At 62.8% G+C, this 20353-nt stretch carries 17 protein-coding genes; 15 read left to right on the top strand and 2 right to left on the bottom strand.

From position 1 onward, the window contains the following. Positions 1-312 precede the first annotated feature (312 nt). The 9 genes from Mhypo_RS13370 (at position 313) to Mhypo_RS13410 (ending at position 12260) form a co-directional block, all read left to right on the top strand. Positions 313-882, top strand: coding sequence for a glycerol-3-phosphate acyltransferase (locus Mhypo_RS13370; protein WP_119341791.1), 570 nt, complete (start codon positions 313-315; stop codon positions 880-882). 70 nt (positions 883-952) lie between these two features. Next, positions 953-2842 carry a ribosomal protection-like ABC-F family protein gene (gene abc-f / locus Mhypo_RS13375; protein WP_119341792.1) on the top strand — a complete coding sequence of 630 codons (1890 nt, stop codon included), beginning with the start codon at positions 953-955 and terminating at the stop codon, positions 2840-2842. Positions 2843-3058: 216 nt separating this feature from the next. Continuing rightward, positions 3059-4507: an aminotransferase-like domain-containing protein gene (locus tag Mhypo_RS13380; RefSeq protein ID WP_240637255.1), complete on the top strand. Its 1449-nt coding sequence runs from the start codon at positions 3059-3061 to the stop codon at positions 4505-4507. A gap of 25 nt (positions 4508-4532) precedes the next feature. Continuing rightward, a complete protein-coding gene (gene eat / locus Mhypo_RS13385; protein WP_119341794.1) occupies positions 4533-5990 on the top strand; it encodes an ethanolamine permease in 1458 nt (485 codons plus the stop codon). Between the two features lie 177 nt (positions 5991-6167). After that, positions 6168-7544: a glutamine synthetase family protein gene (locus tag Mhypo_RS13390; RefSeq protein ID WP_119341795.1), complete on the top strand. Its 1377-nt coding sequence runs from the start codon at positions 6168-6170 to the stop codon at positions 7542-7544. Between the two features lie 94 nt (positions 7545-7638). Further along, positions 7639-8409 (top strand): glucose 1-dehydrogenase, encoded by a 771-nt coding sequence (locus Mhypo_RS13395; protein ID WP_119341796.1) that lies wholly within the window; start codon positions 7639-7641, stop codon positions 8407-8409. A gap of 10 nt (positions 8410-8419) precedes the next feature. After that, entirely contained in the window at positions 8420-9814 is a 1395-nt protein-coding gene (locus Mhypo_RS13400; protein ID WP_119341797.1) for an aldehyde dehydrogenase family protein, read from the top strand. Beyond that, entirely contained in the window at positions 9811-10497 is a 687-nt protein-coding gene (locus Mhypo_RS13405; protein ID WP_119341798.1) for a glutamine amidotransferase-related protein, read from the top strand. The genes Mhypo_RS13400 and Mhypo_RS13405 overlap by 4 nt, the downstream gene beginning before the upstream one ends. Positions 10498-10520: 23 nt before the next feature. Further along, a complete protein-coding gene (locus Mhypo_RS13410; protein ID WP_119341799.1) occupies positions 10521-12260 on the top strand; it encodes a DUF294 nucleotidyltransferase-like domain-containing protein in 1740 nt (579 codons plus the stop codon). 402 nt (positions 12261-12662) lie between these two features. On the opposite strand, the gene aceA is transcribed toward Mhypo_RS13410, so the two are convergent. Then, the gene (gene aceA, locus Mhypo_RS13415; protein WP_119341800.1) at positions 12663-13958 is read right to left on the bottom strand and encodes an isocitrate lyase; all 1296 of its coding nucleotides are present in this window, start codon (positions 13956-13958) and stop codon (positions 12663-12665) included. 339 nt (positions 13959-14297) lie between these two features. Here aceA and Mhypo_RS13420 point away from each other — a divergent pair, with 339 nt between their 5' ends. The 5 genes from Mhypo_RS13420 to Mhypo_RS13440 all read left to right on the top strand — a co-directional run bounded on the left by Mhypo_RS13420 (position 14298) and on the right by Mhypo_RS13440 (position 19404). Then, on the top strand, positions 14298-15443 hold the full coding sequence (locus tag Mhypo_RS13420; RefSeq protein ID WP_119341801.1) for a hypothetical protein: 1146 nt from the start codon (positions 14298-14300) through the stop codon (positions 15441-15443). A gap of 102 nt (positions 15444-15545) precedes the next feature. Next, complete coding sequence (locus tag Mhypo_RS13425; RefSeq protein ID WP_119341802.1) at positions 15546-16061, top strand: bioflim formation protein; 516 nt, start codon at positions 15546-15548, stop codon at positions 16059-16061. Positions 16062-16195: 134 nt separating this feature from the next. Then, positions 16196-17722 carry a carboxylesterase/lipase family protein gene (locus Mhypo_RS13430; RefSeq protein WP_119341803.1) on the top strand — a complete coding sequence of 509 codons (1527 nt, stop codon included), beginning with the start codon at positions 16196-16198 and terminating at the stop codon, positions 17720-17722. 23 nt (positions 17723-17745) lie between these two features. Next, positions 17746-18396 carry a DUF5639 domain-containing protein gene (locus tag Mhypo_RS13435; RefSeq protein WP_119341804.1) on the top strand — a complete coding sequence of 217 codons (651 nt, stop codon included), beginning with the start codon at positions 17746-17748 and terminating at the stop codon, positions 18394-18396. Between the two features lie 138 nt (positions 18397-18534). Beyond that, on the top strand, positions 18535-19404 hold the full coding sequence (locus Mhypo_RS13440) for an alpha/beta fold hydrolase (RefSeq protein WP_119341805.1): 870 nt from the start codon (positions 18535-18537) through the stop codon (positions 19402-19404). 2 nt (positions 19405-19406) lie between these two features. Here the strand turns inward: Mhypo_RS13440 and perR are convergent, their stop codons facing one another. Continuing rightward, a complete protein-coding gene (gene perR / locus Mhypo_RS13445; RefSeq protein WP_170148303.1) occupies positions 19407-19799 on the bottom strand; it encodes a manganese-dependent transcriptional regulator PerR in 393 nt (130 codons plus the stop codon). Between the two features lie 79 nt (positions 19800-19878). Between perR and Mhypo_RS13450 the strand changes: the two genes are divergently transcribed. After that, positions 19879-20353: helix-turn-helix domain-containing protein (locus Mhypo_RS13450; protein WP_119341806.1), on the top strand; the 475-nt coding region annotated here is incomplete at its 3' end.

A 20353-nucleotide genomic window follows, 5' to 3' on the forward strand; every position in this document is an offset into this window, starting at 1 on the left:
CGTCACCGTCCAATACAACATTCCCTCTCTGCTTGGCAACGGCTTTCAAACCAATCCTCTCCAAAATGTTGGTTTTTACCCATCATCACACCACTTCGTTACTCAACCGAATTCTTTAGATGAGTCAAGGCCCCAGGGGCACCTTTACTTGACGATGGCGCCATGCTGCTGCCCAGGGTACAGAACTGGCTACATCAACGTAATAGAAGGTTGCTGGTCTGGGCCTTGAATCAACCTTTTTTCGGGCTTGCTTCCGGTCTTGGGCAGCTCAACGGTTGTCACCCAAACCGTTTACCATAGAAAGCGGTTGCTATGGACCTGGTGTGGGTGGTGCTGGCCTATCTGGTGGGTTCGCTCAGCTTTGGGCGCATTGCCGGGATTATCCGGGGTTTCAATCTGGCCGAACGGGACACCCCCGGTGCCAGCGGGACTTTTCGTCAATTAGGGCCCAAGTGGGGTATTGCGGTGGCACTGGCCGATGTGCTCAAGGGGGTTCTGGTGGCCTACCTGAGCCAGTGGGCCCAGGCGCCCTGGGCCATGCCCCTGATGGGGGTGGCGGTGGTGGCGGGCCATAACTGGCCGCTCTATTTCGGCTTTCGGGGTGGGGGTGGTATTGCCCCCACTTTGGGGTTTTTTGGCTTTTTGTATCCCGCCGGTACGCTGATGGCCGTAGGGATTGGTTTGGCTGTGGCGGGCCTGTACTGGCAGTTGTACTGGAAAAACCATCGGGGTGGTTGGTATCCCATTCCGGTAGGGGCCCTGGTGGGGTATATCTATGCCCTGATTGCCTTCTGGCCCACTGGAAAAGGGTTCTGGGCTTTTCTACTGGTAAGCCTGGTGGTAGCTTTACGCGGTCTAAGGATGATCCGGAAGAACCAATGAGCGGTTCAGCCTAGGGTTTGAGCAACCCTGGTGAGTTTTCGAAAGTGCCCCGCTTGCTAAACTGGCGGTTGTGCGGATTGTTTTTGCTGAGAATATCGAATATACCCTGGGCGCACGCGACTTGCTGAACGGGGTGAGCCTGGAACTGCGCCACGGCGATCGTCTGGCCCTGGTGGGGGCCAATGGCTCGGGCAAGACCACCCTGATGCGCCTTTTGATGGGGGAACTCCAGCCGAGCTCGGGGCGTGTTCACCGCACCGAGGGGGTGCACCTGGAGCTTCTGCCCCAAGACCCCCAGTACAGCCCCAGCGACACCGTAGAAACCGTGCTCAAGCGTGGTTTTGCCCGGGTACAGGCCATGGAAGCCGAACTAGCCCGGTTGGAAACCAGCCTGGCCGATCCCGAGGTTTACCATCGCTGGGAAGAGCTGCACGAGCGTTTCGAGGCCATTGGGGGCTATCAGCAGCGCGCCCGCTACGAGGCTGTGCTGAAGGGGCTTCGCTTCGAGGGGCGAGAACAGGAAAAAGCCAGTGTGCTCTCCGGGGGCGAGACCCGGCGGCTGGCGCTGGGGGCGCTGCTCTTATCGGGGTCGGATGCCCTGCTGTTGGACGAGCCCACCAACCACCTCGACCTCGAGATGGTGGCCTGGCTGGTCAATTTTTTACGATCGTTCGGGGGGGCTACCGTCACGGTCTCGCACGACCGGCAGTTTCTCGACCAGGTCACAGAGCGCGTGGCCTGGCTGCGCAAGGGCAGGCTCAGGCTTTATGAAGGCAACTACACGGCTTTCCGCCGTGAGCGGGCCCTACAAGAAGAACAGGAAGCCCGCGAATACGCCAACTGGCTCAAAGAGAAAGAGCGGCGCGAGGAGATTCTGGAGCAGGCCCAGCGCTGGGCCCACAGCAGCGCCAAACACGCCAAGCGGCTTCACAGCCTGGAAGCCCGCATGGAGCAGTTCTTAGAAGAAACCGTCCAGGCTCCTGATGTGGACGACCCTGCGATGCGGATCCGCTTTCCGGTGGAGAAGAAGGTGACCGCTGAGCGGGTTTTGGAAGGGTGGAATTTACAAAAAAACTTCGGGGGACGCGAACTCTTCCATGTTCCTGGCCTGCTGGTTCGGAATGGCGAGCGCATTGCCGTTATCGGCCCCAACGGGGCGGGCAAGACCACCCTGCTCAAGGTGCTCCTGGGGCTGCTGCCCTCCGACCACCCGGCGGGGCGGGTCAAAACCGGGCCGGGGGTGCGGATTGGCTACTATGACCAGAGACTCTCGGGCTTCGACCCCGAACTCACCCTGTTCGAGACGCTCTACCGCATGCTGGGCGAGAAGGCCCATGCCGCTTTGGGAGCCTGGATGTTTCCCTACGAGGCCCAGTTCAAGCAGGTGAAGAGCCTTTCGGGGGGGGAGCGGGCCCGGCTGGCCCTGCTCTCGCTCTCGTTGCAGCAGGCCAACCTGCTGGTACTGGACGAGCCCACCAACCACCTCGACCTCGAGACGGTGGAGGCCCTCGAGCAGGCCCTGCTGGATTATCCCGGCACCCTCTTGCTGGTCTCACACGACCTGGCCTTCCTCGATCGGCTGGCTACGCGCACCTGGCACGTTTTTGAGGGCCAGTTCGCCGACTACCCGGCCCCGCCCAGCGAATACCTGGAGCGCCGCAAGACGGAGGTGGTGCCCAGGAAACTCGAGCGGCCGACTTCCAGGGTCGAAACGCAGCATCCGAAGCCCCCCAGGGCCAGGGGACGCTGGCACCTGGAGCGCGAAAAAGAACGCCTGGAAGCCCAAATTGCTGAACTCGAGGCTCAAGTCCAGACGGTTCTGGCCCGGGCCAACCAGCCGGGATTGCACCACAGCGAGTATGCCCAGATTGCCCAGGAGCAGCACCGGCTCGAGGCTGCCCTCGAGCAGGCCTTCAGCCGCTGGGCAGAGGTGGTCGAGGGGCTCGAGGGCTTGGCTTGAGCTCGGTGAACCCGGGTTGTGCTGTTCGGGTAGATAAGAATTGCAACAAGGACATCGTCTTCTCGCCTGCAAAAAGACTTATATAAAAACATAAAATAGTTTAGTATTTGTATACAAACATATATAATTGTCCTAGCACAATCTGCCCACTTGTACCTTTCCCCCAGCTTAACCTTGTGCATATAATGCCATCCATCCAAAGGAGGGTCCATTGGGATGCGGGTCAAGCTTCGGCATGACAAACACATGGCGTTGTACCGTCATATAGCTGAGGAGTTTCGCACTCGCATTGCCAAGGGCGAGTTACCCCCTGGTACCCGCCTGCCCACGGTACGGGCCCTGGCCCGTGAGGTCGGCACCACCCGCCTCACCATTCACAACGCCTACCGTGAGCTACAAACCGATGGGCTGATCGAGTCAGTAGTGGGGCGGGGTACTTTTGTGAGTTCGCAAGCCCAGCCCACCGCGCAGCCCAGCTTTGGTGAGCGATTGGAGCCCGACTCGGTGCTCTCTGACCTGCACCGGTTGCAGCACACCCGGGTGCTGCACAACCTGGCCCTGGCTACCGCCGATCCGGCGCTCTTCCCTTACGAGGCTTTTTGGGCTTGCCTGGAGGCGTTCAAGCCCCTGGCTAGAGAGGTGTTTGGCTATGGCTCGGTGATGGGGGAGCCGGAGCTCAGGGTCTCTCTCAGCGAGCTGCTAGAGCAGCGTGGCGTGAGGGCCGACCCCGAGGAGGTACTGGTCACGGTCGGTGGATTGCAGGGGCTGGCCCTGGTCTGCCGGGCCCTGGCGGAACCTGGTGAAGAGGTGCTTCTAGAAGAGCCCACCTACCTGGGTTTGTTGGGCATTCTCAAGCAGTTCCGCCTCAAGCCCCTGCCGGTGCCCTTGGATGCAGAGGGCCCCCGGTTGGAGGAGCTCGAGGCCCTTCTGAAACGCCATCGCCCGCGCTTTTACTACACCATCCCCAGCTACCACAACCCCACCGGGCTGCGCTTCCATGAAGAGCGGCTCAAGCGGCTTCTGGAGCTGGGCCAGACCTACGGTTTTACCCTGGTCGAAGACGATACCCTGGGTCTTTTGAGCTACGAGAAGATTCCACCTACCCCGCTTTTGGCCCTGGCGCAAAAGATGGGCCTGGAGGATCGGGTTGTTCATCTGGCCAGCCTATCTAAGGCGCTGATGCCGGGGCTGCGCATTGGTTATCTGGTGGCGCCACCGGTCCTGCTCGAGCGCTTCACTGCCTTGCACAACGTCTCCGATATCACGGGCCCCCCGCCCCTGTTGCAGCGAACTGCGGCCCAGTTCATCCGCCAGGGCGGCCTCAAGCAACACCTGAGGCAGGTCATTCCCATTTACAAGAAGCGCCGGGATGTGTTGTTGCAGGCTCTAAAGCGCCACATGCCCGAAGGCGTGCGTTGGAGTCATCCCGAAGGAGGGTTTTCCTGCTGGGTCAGTTTGCCTCGGCTATTTTCGAACCTCGAGCTGCACCACCAGGCCCTGGCCCAGGGAGTTGCCATTACCCCGGGCGAGGTGTTCTTGGTACAGGCCGACGAGACCATGCACTTCCGGCTGTGTTTTGGAGCCGAGACTTCCGAGGGTCTGGAAGAGGGGGTGAAAGAGCTGGCAAAACTTATCTGTTTGCGGGTTTCACACGAACGGGCCTGAAGCGAGCTGGTGGGAGGTGGCTCACATGAATAACAAATCCAAAGAAGTACGTGGGGCACACTACGTAGATGTTGATAACACCTATCTGGAGAAGCGGCGCCTGCGCAAGAGCGCGGGCTGGGTGCTTTTATGGGGCCTGGGGGTGGGGGCGGTTATCTCAGGCGACTTCTTCGGCTGGAACTTTGGGCTGGCCGCAGGGGGCTTCGGTGGGCTTTTGCTGGCCACCATCGTGGTAGCGGTGATGTACGTAACCATGGTGCTTTCCATCGCCGAGCTCTCTACGGCCCTGCCCCACGCCGGAGGCTTTTACTCCTTTACCCGCAACGCCTTTGGGCCCAACTGGGCTTACCTGAACGGGGTCACCGATCTCATCGAGTACGTGATTACCCCGGCCGTGATTGTGGTGGGCATTGCGGGGTACATGAACGCTCTTATTCCTGGGGTACCGGCCTGGATCTGGTGGGCGGCCTTTTATACCCTGTTTGTGGGTATCAACATCCGGGGTACGGCCCTCACCCTCCGGATCTCGCTGATCGTGACTTTGCTGGCGCTCGCAGTGCTGGTCTTTTTCTACGTGGCTGCAGGTTTCTCCGGGGCGTTTAGCTGGGACAAGGTCTTCAACATTGCGCCTGCGGAGGGGGGCTCGAGCTTCCTCCCCTTTGGCTGGTACGGGGTTTTTGCAGCCCTGCCCTTTGCCATCTGGTTCTACCTGGCCATCGAGCAGCTTCCTCTGGCCGCCGAGGAGTCGCATGATGTGGTGCGGGATATGCCCCGGGCGCTCATCCTGGGCATCGTTACCCTGCTGGTGCTCTCGGTGCTGACCCTGATCCTCAACACCGGGGTAGCTGGGGCAAAGGAGGTGGGGGAGTCGGGCGCCCCCCTGGAACTAGGCTTCAAGGCGGTGTTTGGCGATGCGGCGACCAGTACCTTCCTGACCCTGATCGCCATCACCGGCCTGGTAGCCAGCTTCCATGCCATCATCTACGCCTATGGTCGGCTCATCTTTGCCCTTTCACGGGCTGGCTACTTGCCCACCGGGCTTTCCATTGTGAGTCGCTACCACACCCCGCACTACGCCCTGATTCTGGGCGCGGTGGTGGGCTTTTTTATGTGTATTCTCATCAGCACCTTCTCCGATAGCGTTGGGGCCGCGCTCCTCAACATGGCCGTCTTCGGCGCAGTCATCTCCTACGCTATGGTAATGTTCGCCTACATCCGCTTAGCCCGTACCCGCCCCGATCTGCCCAGGCCCTACAAGAGCCCGCTGGGCGTGGCGGGGGCCTGGGTGGGGGCTATTCTGGCCCTGGTCTGCCTGGCGGCTACCTTCGCGGTGGAGAGCTACCGCCCCGGGGTGGTGGGCACCGCCGTCTTCGTGGTGCTGATGATGGCCTACTACTGGTTCTACAGCCGCTTCCGCTTGGTGGCCCAGGCCCCCGAGGAGGAGGCCGCCCTTATTGCCGAGGCGCAGCGGGAGATTCGCTAGGCTCATCCTAAGGTAAGTTTGTCGGACGACGATGCCCGGTTAAGCGGTGAGCCCTTGTAAGCTTTGACGCTTACCGTGGGGGCCCCGATAGCAGACGCGCACGCTTTGTGCTGCGAAGAAGCCCACCCGCTGCCGATGAGGCTTCGGCGCAGGACTGGGAACGCAAGGAGGTTATGAATGGCGCAAAGCGCCGAAGAAAAACTCAACTGGCTGGCGCAAAAGGTAAATGCTGGCGAGATCGAGACCGTGCTGGTGGCCTTCGCCGACCACTATGGGCGGCTCATGGGCAAGCGCTTCGAGGCCGAGTTCTTTGTAGAGCAGGTAGCCCTGCACGGCACTCACGGCTGCGACTACCTGCTCACTACCGACATGGAGATGGAGCCGGTGCAGGGCTACCGCTTTGCCAACTGGGAGCTGGGCTATGGCGACTTTCACCTGGTGCCCGACCTCTCCACCTTGCGGCCTGCAAGCTGGCTCGAGAAAAGCGCCATCGTCCTCTGCGACTTGGAAGACGAGCGCACCCACCGGCTCGTGGAGGTAGCCCCCCGCACCCTCCTGAGGCGGCAGCTCGAGCGGGCCAAAGCCCTGGGTTACACGGTGATGGCGGCCTCGGAGCTGGAGTACTACTTGTACCGGGTCGCTTACGCTGAGGCCCACCGGCAGGGCTACGCGGGGCTCGAGCCCGCTGGCTACTACCTGGAGGACTATCACCTGTTGCAGGGCACCCGGGAGGAGCCCTTTACCGCAGCGGCGCGACGCCACCTCAAAGCCTCGGGGATCCCGGTGGAGAACTCCAAGGGGGAGTGGGGCCTGGGGCAGCACGAGGTGAATGTGCGCTACGCCGAGGCCCTGGAAATGGCTGACCGGCACGTCCTGTTCAAACAGTGCCTCAAGGAAATTGCCGACAGCATGGGCCTCTCGGTAACCTTCATGGCCAAGCCCCACCACGGCCAGGCGGGCTCCTCCTGCCACGTCCACCTTTCGCTGTGGAAGGACGGGCAGAACGCCTTTGCGGGAGAGGAAAGCTACGGGCCGATCCGAGGGTCAACAGTTTTCGGGCAGTTTCTGGCGGGCTGGATTGCCCACGTACCCGACCTGATGCCTTTTTACGCCCCAACGGTGAACTCTTACAAACGTTACGAGGACGGCTCCTGGGCCCCTACCCGGCTGGCCTGGAGCTACGACAACCGTACCGCCGGATTCCGCGTAGTAGGGCACGGTAGTTCGCTGCGCATCGAGTGCCGCATTGGCGGGGCCGATTTGAACCCCTACCTGGCCCTAGCCGCAGCCTTGGCCTCGGGGCTCGCGGGCATAGAACAGGGCCTCACCCCGCCCCCCATCTTCCAGGGCGACATCTACCAGGCCCGCCATCTGCCCCGGGTGCCCTACACCCTGGGCGAGGCGGTGGAGGGCTTTGCCCATAGTGCCTTCGCTAAAGGGGTACTGGGCGAGGCCGTCCACGAGCACTACACCCACTTCTTCCGCACCGAGTGGCAAGCCTTTAACCGGGCCGTGACCGACTGGGAGCGCAAGCGGTACTTTGAACGGATATGAGAGAGATTGTGGGTTGCAGGCCAGAAGACGGTTGTTTAGGCTTTTACTCCCCGACCTGCGATATGAGACATACAACAGCTAATTCGGAGGCTTCATGCAACTAGCCAACAAGGTAGCTCTAATTACCGGCGCCGCCAGCGGGATTGGCCTCGAGGCGGCCCTGCTCTTTGCCCGCGAGGGGGCTAAGGTGGTGGCGGTGGACATCTCGGAAAATGGCCAGGAGACCGCCGAGCGCATCCGGGCCGCAGGGGGCCAGGCCCACTTCGTGCGGGCCGACGTTTCCAAGGCCGCCGATGCTGAGCGCATGATACAGGAAGCCGAACAAGCTTTTGGGCAACTCGACATCCTCTTCAACAACGCCGGCATCTCCCACGCCGAGGACGACGATGCCATCCACACCAGCGAGCCCGTATGGGATGTGACCTTTGACGTGAACGTGAAGGGGGTCTTTTTGGGCTGCAAGTACGGCATCCCCGCCTTGCGCCGAGCCGGGGGGGGCGCGGTCATCAACACCGCCTCCTTTGTGGCCTTCCTGGGCGCGGCCACGCCGCAACTGGCCTATACCGCCAGTAAAGGGGCGGTGCTTTCCATGACCCGCGAGCTGGCAGTCATCCATGCCCGCGAGAACATAAGGGTTAATGCGCTGTGCCCAGGGCCTTTGCAGACCGAGCTTTTGATGAAGTACCTGGACACCCCGGAAAAGCGCCAGCGTCGCCTGGTGCACATCCCCATGGGCCGTTTCGGCCAGGCCAGCGAGATTGCTCAGGCCGCTTTGTTTCTGGCTAGCCCGGCTTCCTCCTTCATGACCGGGGCGGCCTTGTTGGTGGACGGGGGCATCACCGCGGCCTACGTTACGCCGGAGTAGGAGTGCAGCAGTGACCAAGACCACTCAAAAAACCATCAGCCCGGTGGATGGGCGGGTCTATGCCGAGCGGGAACTGGCTGAGCCAGAAGAGCTCGAGGCCGCCCTGGCCCGCGCCGCCAAGGCCCAGAAAGCCTGGGCCAAAACCTCCCTGGAAGAGCGAATGCGTATCGTAACCCGAATGGGGGAGGTGATGCTTGGGGCGGTGGAGGAGGTGGCCCAAGAGCTTACCTGGCAGATGGGCCGCCCTATCCGCTATAGTCCCAAGGAGATTACCGGGGGCTTTGTCGAGCGGGCCCGCTACATGACCCGCGTTGCGCCCCTGGCCCTGCAGGATGTGCCGGTGGAGGAACTACCGGGCTTTACCCGTTTCATCCGGCGCGAGCCTTTGGGCGTGGTGCTGGTGCTGGCACCCTGGAACTACCCCTACCTGACCTCAGTCAACACCATCGTGCCCGCCCTCCTGGCCGGGAACGTGGTGCTCTTGAAGCATTCCGCCCAGACCCCCCTGGTGGCCGAGCGCTACGCCTGGGCCTTCCAGGAGGCCGGGCTGCCCGAGGGGGTCTTCCAGTACCTGCACATGGATCACGACCTGGTGGCCCGGGCCATCGCCGACCCGCGGGTGGCCTTTGTGGCCTTTACCGGCTCGGTGGCCGGAGGGCGGGCAGTAGAGCGGGCCGCAGCGGGGCACTTCAAAGGGGTGGCCCTGGAGCTGGGGGGAAAGGATCCGGCCTATGTGCGCTCAGATGCCGACCTCGAGTTTAGCGCGGTGAACCTGGTGGACGGGGCCATGTTCAACTCCGGCCAGTCCTGCTGCGGAGTAGAGCGCATCTATGTGCAAGAGGCCATTTACGAGCCCTTCGTGGAGGCCTTTGTGGCTGAGACCCTGAAGCTCAAGCTGGGCAACCCCTTAGACCTCGAGACCACCCTGGGCCCCATGGTGCGCACCGAGGCCGCCGAGTTCGTGCGGGGCCAGATTGCCGAAGCGGTGGCCCAGGGGGCTAAAGCCCTCATAGACCCCCGCCACTTCCCTGCCGACGCGCCGGGCACGCCCTACCTGGCCCCGCAGGTGCTGGTGAACGTGCACCACGGGATGCGGATAATGGTGGAGGAGAGCTTTGGCCCGGTGGTGGGCATTATGCCGGTAAAAAGCGACGAGGAAGCCCTGGCGCTCATGAACGACTCCCCCTACGGCCTCACCGCCTCGATTTGGAGCCGGGACGAAGGGGCCGCGCTGGCACTTGGGGAGGCCATAGAGACCGGTACTGTCTTCCTCAACCGCTGCGACTACCTGGATCCCGCCCTGGCCTGGACGGGGGTCAAGGAGTCTGGGCGGGGCTGCTCGCTCTCCGTGCTGGGCTACGAGCAGCTCACCCGGCCCAAGTCGTATCATCTACGTAGGCTATGAGGCTGGCTGTGCTGGTCTGCGACGACCCTCCAACGGGCCTGGAGGGCATGGCGGGAGACTACCCTGCCATGTTCGAGCGGCTTTTGGGCCTGCCCCTCACCCCCTTCGACGTGCGAACGGGGCAGTATCCGGCCCAGGTCGAAGACTTCGGGGGCTATCTGATTACAGGCTCTCGCGCCTCGGTCTACGACCCCCTGCCCTGGATACCCCCTTTAGAAGACTTTGTGCGGGCGGTGGCGGCCTCGTCCAGCCGGCTGGTGGGGGTCTGCTTTGGTCACCAGATGATCGGCCAGGCCCTGGGGGGCCGGGTGGAGCGCTGGCCCCTGGGCTGGGGGGTGGGGGTGCACCGGTTCGCAATCTACCGGCAGGCCCCCTGGATGGAGCCTGCGCTCAAGGAACTCTGGCTCATCCTCTCCTGCCAGGATCAGATCACCGTGCTTCCGCCGGGAGCTTTGGTGCTGGGGGGAAGCGAATTCAGCCCCCACGCTATTATTCAGGTAGGGGAGAACGTGCTGGGGATGCAGCCACACCCCGAGTTTCCCGTTGCGTTTGCCCAGGCCCTTTTGGAACAGCGGCGCGAGCGGGTGGGCGAGGCCCGCTACACCGAGGCCAGGGCCAGCTTTGCCCTGGAGCCCACCGCGAGGGAGGTGGCGGGCTGGATTCGGAATTTTCTCGCTTCCTGAAGCAGTACCCCCCTTTCGATACTTTGAGCGAGGCCGACTGGGCGGGTCTCGAGGGGGCCTTGCGTCTCCTGCACTTTGAGCCGGGCGCGGTGATTCTTTCCCCTGCCCAGCCCGAGGCCGAAGGGCTTTATGTGGTCTTTCGGGGCGAGGTGCGCCTGGAACAGGATGGGCAGGCCGTGGCCTGGCTCGAGCCTGGCGAGGCTTTTGGCTACCCCTCCCTTCTGGGCCAGCAGCCCCCCAGCCTTACCGTGCGGGCCGAGGGCGAGGCGGCGTGCTTGCTCCTCGCCAAGGAAGCCTTCCACCGACTCCTGGAAAGGCCTTCCTTTGCCCTCTTCTTTAGCGCCCGGCTAGCCGAGCGGCTCAGGCTATTCCAGCCTTCCGCTTTGAGCCTGCCCGACCTCGGGCAACCGGCGGGCGAGGCGGCGGAGGCGGCGGTGTGGCTCGAGGAGGGGGCCAGCGTGGCCCAGGCCGCCCGGCGCATGCGCGAGCGCGGGGTGAGCGCCTTGCTCCTACAGACCCCGGAGGGCCTGGCCATCCTCACCGACCGTGACCTGCGCAACCGGGTGCTGGCCGAAGAACTCTCCCCCTCCACCCCGGCCCTGCGGGTGGCCAGCGCCCCGGCCAAAACCCTGCCCGCTGCAAGCCCCCTCTACGAGGCCCTGGCCTACCTGGAGCAGCAGGGTATCCACCACCTGCCCCTCACCGAGGGGAGCCAGGTGGTGGGCCTCCTCACCGACCGGCTCTTTTTGCGCCGCTGGCTCCAGACCCCCTTGGGGCTTTTGCGGAGCCTCGAGCAGGGCGACCTGGGCTCCCTGCAGGACTACCGCGAGCGGCTTCACGCCATTGTGCGGCAGATGCTCGCCGCCGGCTTCGCCGTACCGGCCATCACCCGCCAGGTGAGCCTTTTGAACGACGCCCTCACCCGCAGCCTCTTGCGCCGGTTCGAGGCCCGCCTGGGGCCCCCGCCCTGCCCCTATGCCTGGCTGGCCCTGGGCTCCGAGGGCCGCACCGAGCAGGCCTTGCTCACCGACCAGGACAACGCCCTGGTCTTCCAAAACTCCTCGGCCCGGCCCTACTTTGTGGCTTTGGCCCAAGACGTGCTCGAGGGGCTTTTGGAGGCTGGGTTCCCCCCTTGTCCGGGGGGCTTTATGGCCGATCGGTGGTGCTATGCCCTGTCCGAGTGGGCTGCCCGCTTCCAGCAGTGGCTGGAAAAACCCGAAGGTGAGCGCCTCCTGGAAGCCCAGGTCTTCCTCGATTTCCGCTCGATTGCCGGGGGGCTTTCGCCAGAGCCTTTGCACGGCTACCTGCGACAGGCCAGCAAAAATCGTGCTTTCCTCACCGCCCTGGCCCACTCGGCCCTGGCCTTTACCCCGCCCTTGGGCTTTTTAGGCCGCATCCACTGGGAAGCGGGGCAGATCAACCTGAAGAAGGGGGGCCTGGCGGCCATCGTGGCACTGGCCCGGGTGTATGGCCTCGAGGCTGGCTCTTTGGCCCGCCCCACCCCGGAGCGCTTACGGGCTGCTGCCGAGGCCCGGCTTCTCCCCAAGGAAGAGGCTGAAGATCTAAGCGAGGCTTTCTTGTTCCTTTCCCACCTGCGCCTGAAGCATCAACTTGCTGCTTTAGGACGGGGTCAGCTCCCCTCCAACCGCGTGGCCCAGGAAGCCCTCAGCCCCCGCGAGCAGCAGATGCTGCGGCAGGTCTTCTGGCGTATCCGCCAGGCCCAGCAGGCTTTGGCGGCGCGATTTCGGTTGCAAACCTTATAGGCTGCCCCTGTTTCTTCCAAGGGTGGTGAGGAGGTAAACTGCCTCCTAGATGGTGATGTTACCGCCCGCTTTACCGCAAAGTGATACCGGATTCGATTGATTCGTTAACCGTTCGCTAACGAGTCAACCCGACCGAAGTTATCCGCGTAGCGGAGGGCGATACCGCCCCTGGGAAGGTAGATGCTTTTTTCGCGACCGACGGGGAGGGGAGTGCTCCAGGATTCAAAAAGACAACCTCTGGGTTTTTGGTCTTCTAAACTGTCTTTTTGAATTCGGTATTATTTCCTGAAACCGCCCTCAAAGATCGGAAACGCTATGGGTAGACGGTACCCACAAAAGTACAAACACCCGCCGGCAACGGCGAGTGTTGATTACAGGTATGGGCAATTTGCTAATCAGCAATCAATGGAACTGTGCTTCCTCGGTCGAGCCCACCAGGGCTGCAGTAGAGGCCTGTCCGGCGGTGATGGCCATCAGCACCTCGTCGAAGTAGCCCGCCCCTACCTCGCGCTGGTGCTTGACGGCGGTGAAGCCGTCTTTTTCGGCGGCGAACTCGAGCTGCTGCAGCTCCACAAAAGCGCTCATGCCGCGTTCCTTGTAGCCCTTGGCCAGCTCGAAAGTGCGGTAGTTGAGGTTGTGCCAGCCGGCCAGGGTGATGAACTGGAACTTGTAGCCCATGGCCCCCAGCTCACGCTGGAACTTGGCGATGGTCTCGTCGTCGAGGTTTTTCTTCCAGTTGAAGCTGGGTGAGCAGTTGTAGGCCAGCATCTTGTCGGGGAACTCGCGGTGGATGGCCTCGGCAAACTTGCGGGCTACTTCCAGGTCGGGGGTGCTGGTCTCCATCCAGAGGAGGTCGGCATAGGGGGCGTAGGCCAGACTGCGGGTGATGCAGGCCTCGAGGCCGTTGCGAATCCGATAGAAGCCCTCGGGGGTGCGCTCGCCCTCTTTGACAAAGGGTCTGTCACGCTCGTCAATGTCACTGGTTAAGAGGGTGGCGGCTTCGGCGTCGGTGCGGCAGATGATTACGCTGGGTACGCCTGCGACATCGGCGGCCAGCCGGGCGGCGTTGAGGGTGCGGATGTGCTGCGAGGTGGGAATGAGCACCTTTCCGCCCAGGTGGCCACACTTCTTCTCGCTACTGAGCTGGTCTTCCCAGTGCACCCCGGCAGCGCCGGCCTCGATCATGCCCTTCATCAGCTCGAAGGCGTTGAGGGGGCCGCCAAACCCGGCCTCGGCATCGGCCACGATGGGGGCGTACCAGTAGCGCTCGGTTTTGCCCTCCGAGCGCTCAATCTGGTCGGCCCGTTGCAGGGCATTGTTGATGCGCTTGACCACCGCCGGAACCGAGTTGGCCGGGTAGAGCGACTGATCCGGGTAGGTCTGGGCCCCCAGGTTGGCGTCGGCGGCCACCTGCCAGCCCGAAAGGTAGATGGCCTCGAGGCCGGCCTTCACCATCTGCACCGCCTGGGCGCCGGTGTAGGCCCCAAAGGTGTTCACATAGGGGCGGGTGTGCAAAAGCTCCCACAGCCGCTCGGCCCCCACCTTGGCTAAGGTCTGCTCGGGCAGAATGCTGGGGCGCAGACGCACCACATCCTCGGCGGTATAGTCGCGCTTTATGCCTTTCCAGCGGGGGCTGGTTTCCCACTCACGACGGAGCTTCTCGGCTTCCAGTTTCATCTCGGGGGTCAGTTTGGACATGGCAGTTCCTCCTTTTTTGAGTATGGCCTGAACAACAGAATTTCGATGTGTGTATATCTTGATAAGCGACACTCACAAAATCGTGTACTGGTTATATCAATACACCCAAAAAATATTACACAAAAGTGTAGATAACCAGTTGAAGCAGCCTCGCCAACATGCAGATTGTGCCCCTGGCTGTCCGATCAGCGCCTGACGCTAACGGAGCTTTCAATGCTCAGACTGCGGTGCCGCAAGCGCGTTGCTTCTCTTAAGTGCGGCTAAAGGCAGCCGCAAAAACATGAGCCGCATCTGAAGGGCCGCCGGGGTATTTTTCTTTAGGAAAGAAAGAGAGCCCCTATGAAACATAACTTCTGGCTGGTACTGGTTATGGCGGCTTTGTTGGCAGGCTGTGGAGATTCGAATGTGGGCCAGAACCCGCCGGGTGGTAACCCACCTCCCGGGGGGGGCGATGCAACGGCCTCTCCAGCCGAGAGCGCCGGGGCCAGTAAAAGCTTTGATGAAAGCGCCAGCAAGGTGATGCTGAGCCTTCCTGGAGAGCTGGCGGGCTTCTTACGCAACCTGAATGCCCCGGTCAATATTGACCTGGGCCGCATGCTGGGGTTGCCGGGGTCGGGGGCGGCCAGTGCGGCCCTGGTAGACGCCCCAGGGGGCGGGGTTTCGGTACAGGCTACCGAGACCCGCCTGACCCGGGGCAGTTGGGACTGCACCAGCGGTAGCTGTGTGCGTACCGACAGCGACGACTATCTGGTGCGCTGGCGTACCACCCAGGGCCAGACTGCCGAGCTGCTGCTCGACTGGAACGGCTCCACCAGTGGCACGGCCTCGGCGACCGTGCTGGGGCACTACAGCGCCAGCAACGAGGCCCTCTACGAGGCCCCTACCAAGCTCATCGGTTACATCAAGGTGAACAATGTGGTGGTGGCTAGCCTGAACCGCAGCACGGTCTTTCCTGATAGCCGCTGTGTGACGGGGCGCAAGGTGCTGGACATGCCCGACCAGATGAAGATAGCGGCCTTTTTGGACAAGGCCGGGGCCGGGCGGCTGATTGAAGTGAAGAACCTCGAGTGGAACATTGGCAGCAACCTCACCACCAGGGGCGATCTTGTGGCCAGGGGCGGCGGCGAGACCGTGAACCTGACCTGGGATGTGACCACCGGGGGCACCGTGGTGCGTGCCCGCTGTGGCAACTTTGCCAGCATCCTGGCCACCAACATGCGGGCGCTGGCTTCGCTCGGCAACCTCAAGAAAACCTTTGCCCTGAGCTTCGAGGCCACCGAGTTTCGCCGCGACCCTCTCCACATCGCCTTCAGCAAGGGTTCGGTGCAGTTCGATGGCAAGACCGCCGAGTTCAAAGGGGTGCTGGATGACGCCAACCGCAACTGCATCCTGGGCGAGAACCTGACCCTGAGCTTTGCGGGCGCGCAGAGCAACCTCGAGCAGTACCTGATAGAGCACCATGCGGCCAAGCCCTGTACGCGTTGAGCAGGCGGAAAGCCGAAACAGAACGGGCCATCACACCCCGTAGCGCTGGGCACTGGTTCTCTGAAGGGGCCCTGTTATGATGAGGCAGATTTTGGAGGAACCATGAAGCGACTCGTTGCCTTGCTGACCTTGGTGGTTGGTTTCGCCTTTGCCCAGGCCCCGGCCTATACAGAAAACACTGTGGGGGTGGGGTTTGGGGTGGGGCGCGGACTGATGGCGCAGGGGAGCCTGGGCCTGCCCTTTAGCCCGCTGGGCATTGACACCGGGCTGGATGTGGAGGTCATCGTGCCCACCAGCTTCGACAATGTGGAGGTCTGGGCCCTGTTCAAGGCCAACCTGCTACCGGCCCTGACGGTGGCCGATCTCTCGCTCTCGGCGGGCCTGGGCGTTGACCTGAGCTTCAACACGGCGGGCAGCCTGTTTGGCTTCCACCTGGGGCCGGTGGCCAGCCTCGAGATTCCCGGTGGGGCCATCTCGGGCTATGTGGGGCTGGGCCTCGAGGGGGGCTTTAACGTGGCCTATGGCCTGGGGGGGCGGCTCTACCTGGATCCGGTGGCCCTCGAGGTGGGCATCTCCGACCGCTATCCCTTTAAAGTTGCACTGCTGTATCTTTGGTAGGCTGAAAACTTTAGGCGTTGAAGAAATAGCGCTTTAGTTGGGTGGGATACCCCCAGGCTGGTGTTGAACTGCACTTCGTCTGACACTCGGCCTTCGGCTTTGGACTTTCAGCTTTAGTGCGACAGAATACTCCCATGCGCGGCATCTGGGCACTGGTGGTTGTGCTGGGCATGGCGTATGGACACCCGGTGTGGGTGCTCACGCCGCAGGGGCGTTTGCAGGGGGGCCTCAACCAGAAAGCCCAGGTGGCATATTTTCTGGGTATCCCTTACGCGCAGGCCGAGCGCTGGAAGGCCCCGGAGCCGGTACTGCGCCTGGAGGGGGTCTTCAATGCCACCGCGCCGGGCCCAGCCTGTCCGCAACGCGGGGTTTTTACCACCCGGCTGGGCGGCTATATCCCTCCGCAAAGCGAAGACTGCCTGAACCTGGGGGTCTGGACGCCCCTGGCGCCGCCCCCACCGGAGGGCTATCCGGTGATGGTCTGGGTGCATGGGGGAAGCTACACCGGCGGAAGCTGGGCCGAACCTCTCTACAACGGCACCGCACTGGCCGCACAGGGGGCGGTGGTGGTGGGCTTCAATTACCGGCTGGGCTCGCTGGGCTGGCTGGCTTTGCCTGCGCTGCAAGCCGAAGACCCCCGCGGCTCCACCGGCAACTACGGGCTACTGGATATGCTCGAGGCCCTGCGCTGGGTACAGCGTAATATTAGCGCGTTTGGCGGCAACCCGGGCAACGTGACCCTGTTTGGGCAGTCGGCGGGGGGGATGGCGGTTTGTACCCTAATGGCAACCCCCAGCGCCAAAGGGCTTTTTCACAAGGCCATCATCCAGTCGGGCGGGTGTGAGTATGTGCGAACCCTCGAGCAGGGCTTTGCTTGGGGCGCTCGGTGGGCTGCCCAGGTGGGGTGCAGTGCGAACGACCTGGCCTGCCTGCGCCGGATTCCGCTCGAGCGCCTCTTTCCCCCCGAAGACCGTAGCATCGGGGCGCTGTTGCAGCGGGTCGAGGCCGGGGAGTTCGCCCAGGTGCCCTGGAAGCCCCACCTGGACGGGGTTTGGCTGAACAAGATACCCCTCCAGGCGCTACGCGAGGGCGTGGCCGAGGGCATACCCCTCATTGTGGGGGCTACCGCGCAGGAGACCTGGGGGGAGCGCCTGGCAGGCCCCTCCGACTGGGCCGGGTTTGCCGAGCGGGTCGAGTCCAAGCTGCCAGGGCAGGGCGGGCAAGGCCGGCAGCTCTACCAGAACCGCTACGCTTCCCCTGCCGAGGCCTGGGCCTACTTCCAGACCGACCGCATCCTGCTTTGCCCCACGCTGGCCGCCGGGGCCGCCCAGGCCCGCCACGCCCCCACCTACAGTTATTTGGTGACCTGGACGTCGCCGGTACTGGATTTCTTGGGGAGTTTCCACGGCATCGAGCTGCCCTTGCTCTTTGGCACCGAGACAAGCTGGCCCTCGCTGGCTTTGTTCCTGACCGCAGAGGCGCTGGACAGTTCCCGGCCCCTGGCCCGGGCGCTTCAGGCTCAGTGGCTGCACTTTGCCCGCACCGGTGAGCCTTATTTGCAGGGCTGGCCCGAGACCAGAAGCGGTTATGCGATGGGTCTTGCCGACCAGCCTGGCCTGATTCCCGACCCTTACCCCCTGCGCTGTGGGTTGTTCCGCTAGGCCGGGGCGAATAGCATAAAGACATGCCGGTTCTGAAGGTCTCCGCTGCCGACCAGTACCTTATCGCCACGGGCGATACCCGGCTTTTGGAAGTCTGGGAGGCCCTGCCCGAGGGGCTTTTCCCGCCGTTCCCCCCGGTGGAGCTACCGGGGGGGCTGGATGGCCTGCTCAAACGGGGCGGTTTCGCCCAGACTTTTTTTGTGGGGAGCGAGGTGCTGGGGCTCAAGTTCAGGTCGCCCAGGGGCCATACCATCCAGGCCGGAGGTCTCACGGTGAAGAACGTGCAAGGCTACGACCTGGTGCGGCCCTTTGTGGGGAGCTTTGGAGCTCTGGGCGATGTGTTGGAAGCCACCCTACGGCTGCGTCCGGGCCGGGCTTCGGTGTTTGTGCAGCGCAAGGGGGAACTGGCCGAACCCCCCCACAAGCCGCGTTTTTTGTGGCAGGCGCTGGCCCATACCTGCGCCTACCATTTTGGACATCCCCTCGAGGTCGAGCGCTTTGCGCAAACCTTTGGCGGCGAGGAAGTTCGGGGCACGCTGGATTACACCCCTCTGTTCCCCAACGGGATGGGTGTGGGCCCCGGCCACCTGATAGACCTGCGCTTTAGCTGGGCCGATGGAGGCACCAGGCCCCCCATGCCCGAAGCCTACCAGCGCCTGGTAGAAGCCATTTGAGCAGGGGAATCGAAACTTGAGCGCGTGGATGGCCTGCGAACGAACCATGAAACCCTCGACCCTCGACAACTTTTTGGCCTGCAACTTGTGACGGTTGCAGGGAAACCAAAGGGCCCACAAACCCACCATCAGGAGTTTATGAAACCCAAATTTACCGTTCCCGACCATCTGAAACCCTACCAGCGCAAAGTGGCGGCCAATGGGGTCGGCTTGCACCTCTACGATTCGGGGGTTGCGTCGTCTCAGGGGCCCACTTTCCTGCTCATTCACGGCCTGGGCGACGAAGCCGATAGCTGGCAAAAGGTCTTTCCGCTCCTTGCGGGGCAGGGGCGGGTGGTGGCCCTCGACCTGCCGGGCTTTGGCCGTTCCGACCACCCTAAGCGAGCCTATACCCTCAACTTTTTTGCCGACACGGTGGCGGCGCTTCTGGAGCACCTGAAAATTCCCCAAGCGGTGCTGGTGGGGAACTCGATGGGGGCTGCTGTGGCCCTGCGGGTGGCTATGCGCCGCCCCGACCTGGCGGCCCGGCTGGTGCTGGTGGATGGCCCCCCAGTGAGAAGCAAACTGGGTAAGGTTCAGATGATGTTTTTGATTCCGGGCCAGGGTGAAAAAATCTACAACAGCTTCCGAGCTTCACAGGATGCCGCCTATGAAAGCCTGCGGCCCTATTACGGCAATCTGGATGCCCTGCCCCCCGAAGACCGCCAGTTTTTGCGGGAACGGGTGTGGGATCGGGTCTGGAGCGATGATCAGCGTCGGGCCTATTTCTCGACTTTTCGCTGGATGGCCCTGGAGGGGTTGCTGGGCCACCCCCGCCCGGCCAGGCTGGGCCAGCTCACCACCCCCACCCTGATTGTGTGGGGTGAGCGGGACTTTGTAATTCCTGTTGAGGCGGGCCGAACCCTGGCAAGCTGGATTCCCGGCGCCAAACTGCACATCATTCCGGGTTGCGGGCACCTGCCACAACAGGAAAAACCTTTGGAACTCGTGCGCTTGATTTTGCAGTAGAACTACCCCTGGGCCCGGCACTCGGGGCAGATGCCGTGGTACTCGACCTGCACGTCCTCAATCTCGTAGCCTGGATACCGGGCCTTGACCTCGCTCAGCAGGTCGGGCAGGGGCTGCACGATGTCAAAGAACCGGTTGCACTTGCGACAGACCATGTGCAGGTGGCCGTCCAGGTTGGCTTCGTAGCGCAGGGCCTCCCCCGGGCGGGAAAGAGGTATCAGAAAGCCTTCTTCGGTGAGGGCCTCGAGGGTACGGTACACCGTGCCCAGGCTGATGCTGGGCACCAGCTTACGAACTTCTGAATACACCCAGGCAGCATCGGGGTGGTGGCCCTTGGCGCTGCGAACTACCTCGAGCACAGCCTTGCGCTGCTTGGTCAGACGTTTCATGCCCATGTTCACCCAACATTGCCAGCCGGAAGGATCCCGACCGATTATAAGAAATCCCGCAAATTCAATCTATTAGTATGGTGTCATGCAACTCACCAAACACCAGCGCCGCCCGCGCTTGGAACTGCAACTGCGGCACCATCCGGATAACCTCCATGCCCTCTATCGCGAGTCCCAGGACCCCGTCGAACGCGCTCGCTGGCAGGCCCTCTGGCTGCTGGCCAAAGGTCAGTCCATCCCCCAGGTCGCCAGCAATCTCGGCTATGGCGAACGCTGGGTTCGTCAGCTGATCCACCGCTACAACCAGGACCTGCCCATGAAGAACCTCCGGCGCGAGAACAAAGGCCGGGCCCCTCTCCTATCTCCCGAGCTCCGGGAGGCTTTCTATCAGGCCCTGCTCCAGCCTCATCCCAGGGATGGGCTTTGGAACATACGGAACGCCGCCGAGTGGCTCAGCCAGAGGCTGGGACGTCCTGTAGACCCGCGGCGGGCCTGGAGCTGGATGCGCCGCCTGGGCTTTGCTCCCCTGCGCCCAAGACCCCGCCATCGGCAGGCCGACC

Source organism: Meiothermus hypogaeus (assembly GCF_003574035.1).
In the GTDB taxonomy this organism is placed as follows: domain Bacteria; phylum Deinococcota; class Deinococci; order Deinococcales; family Thermaceae; genus Meiothermus; species Meiothermus hypogaeus.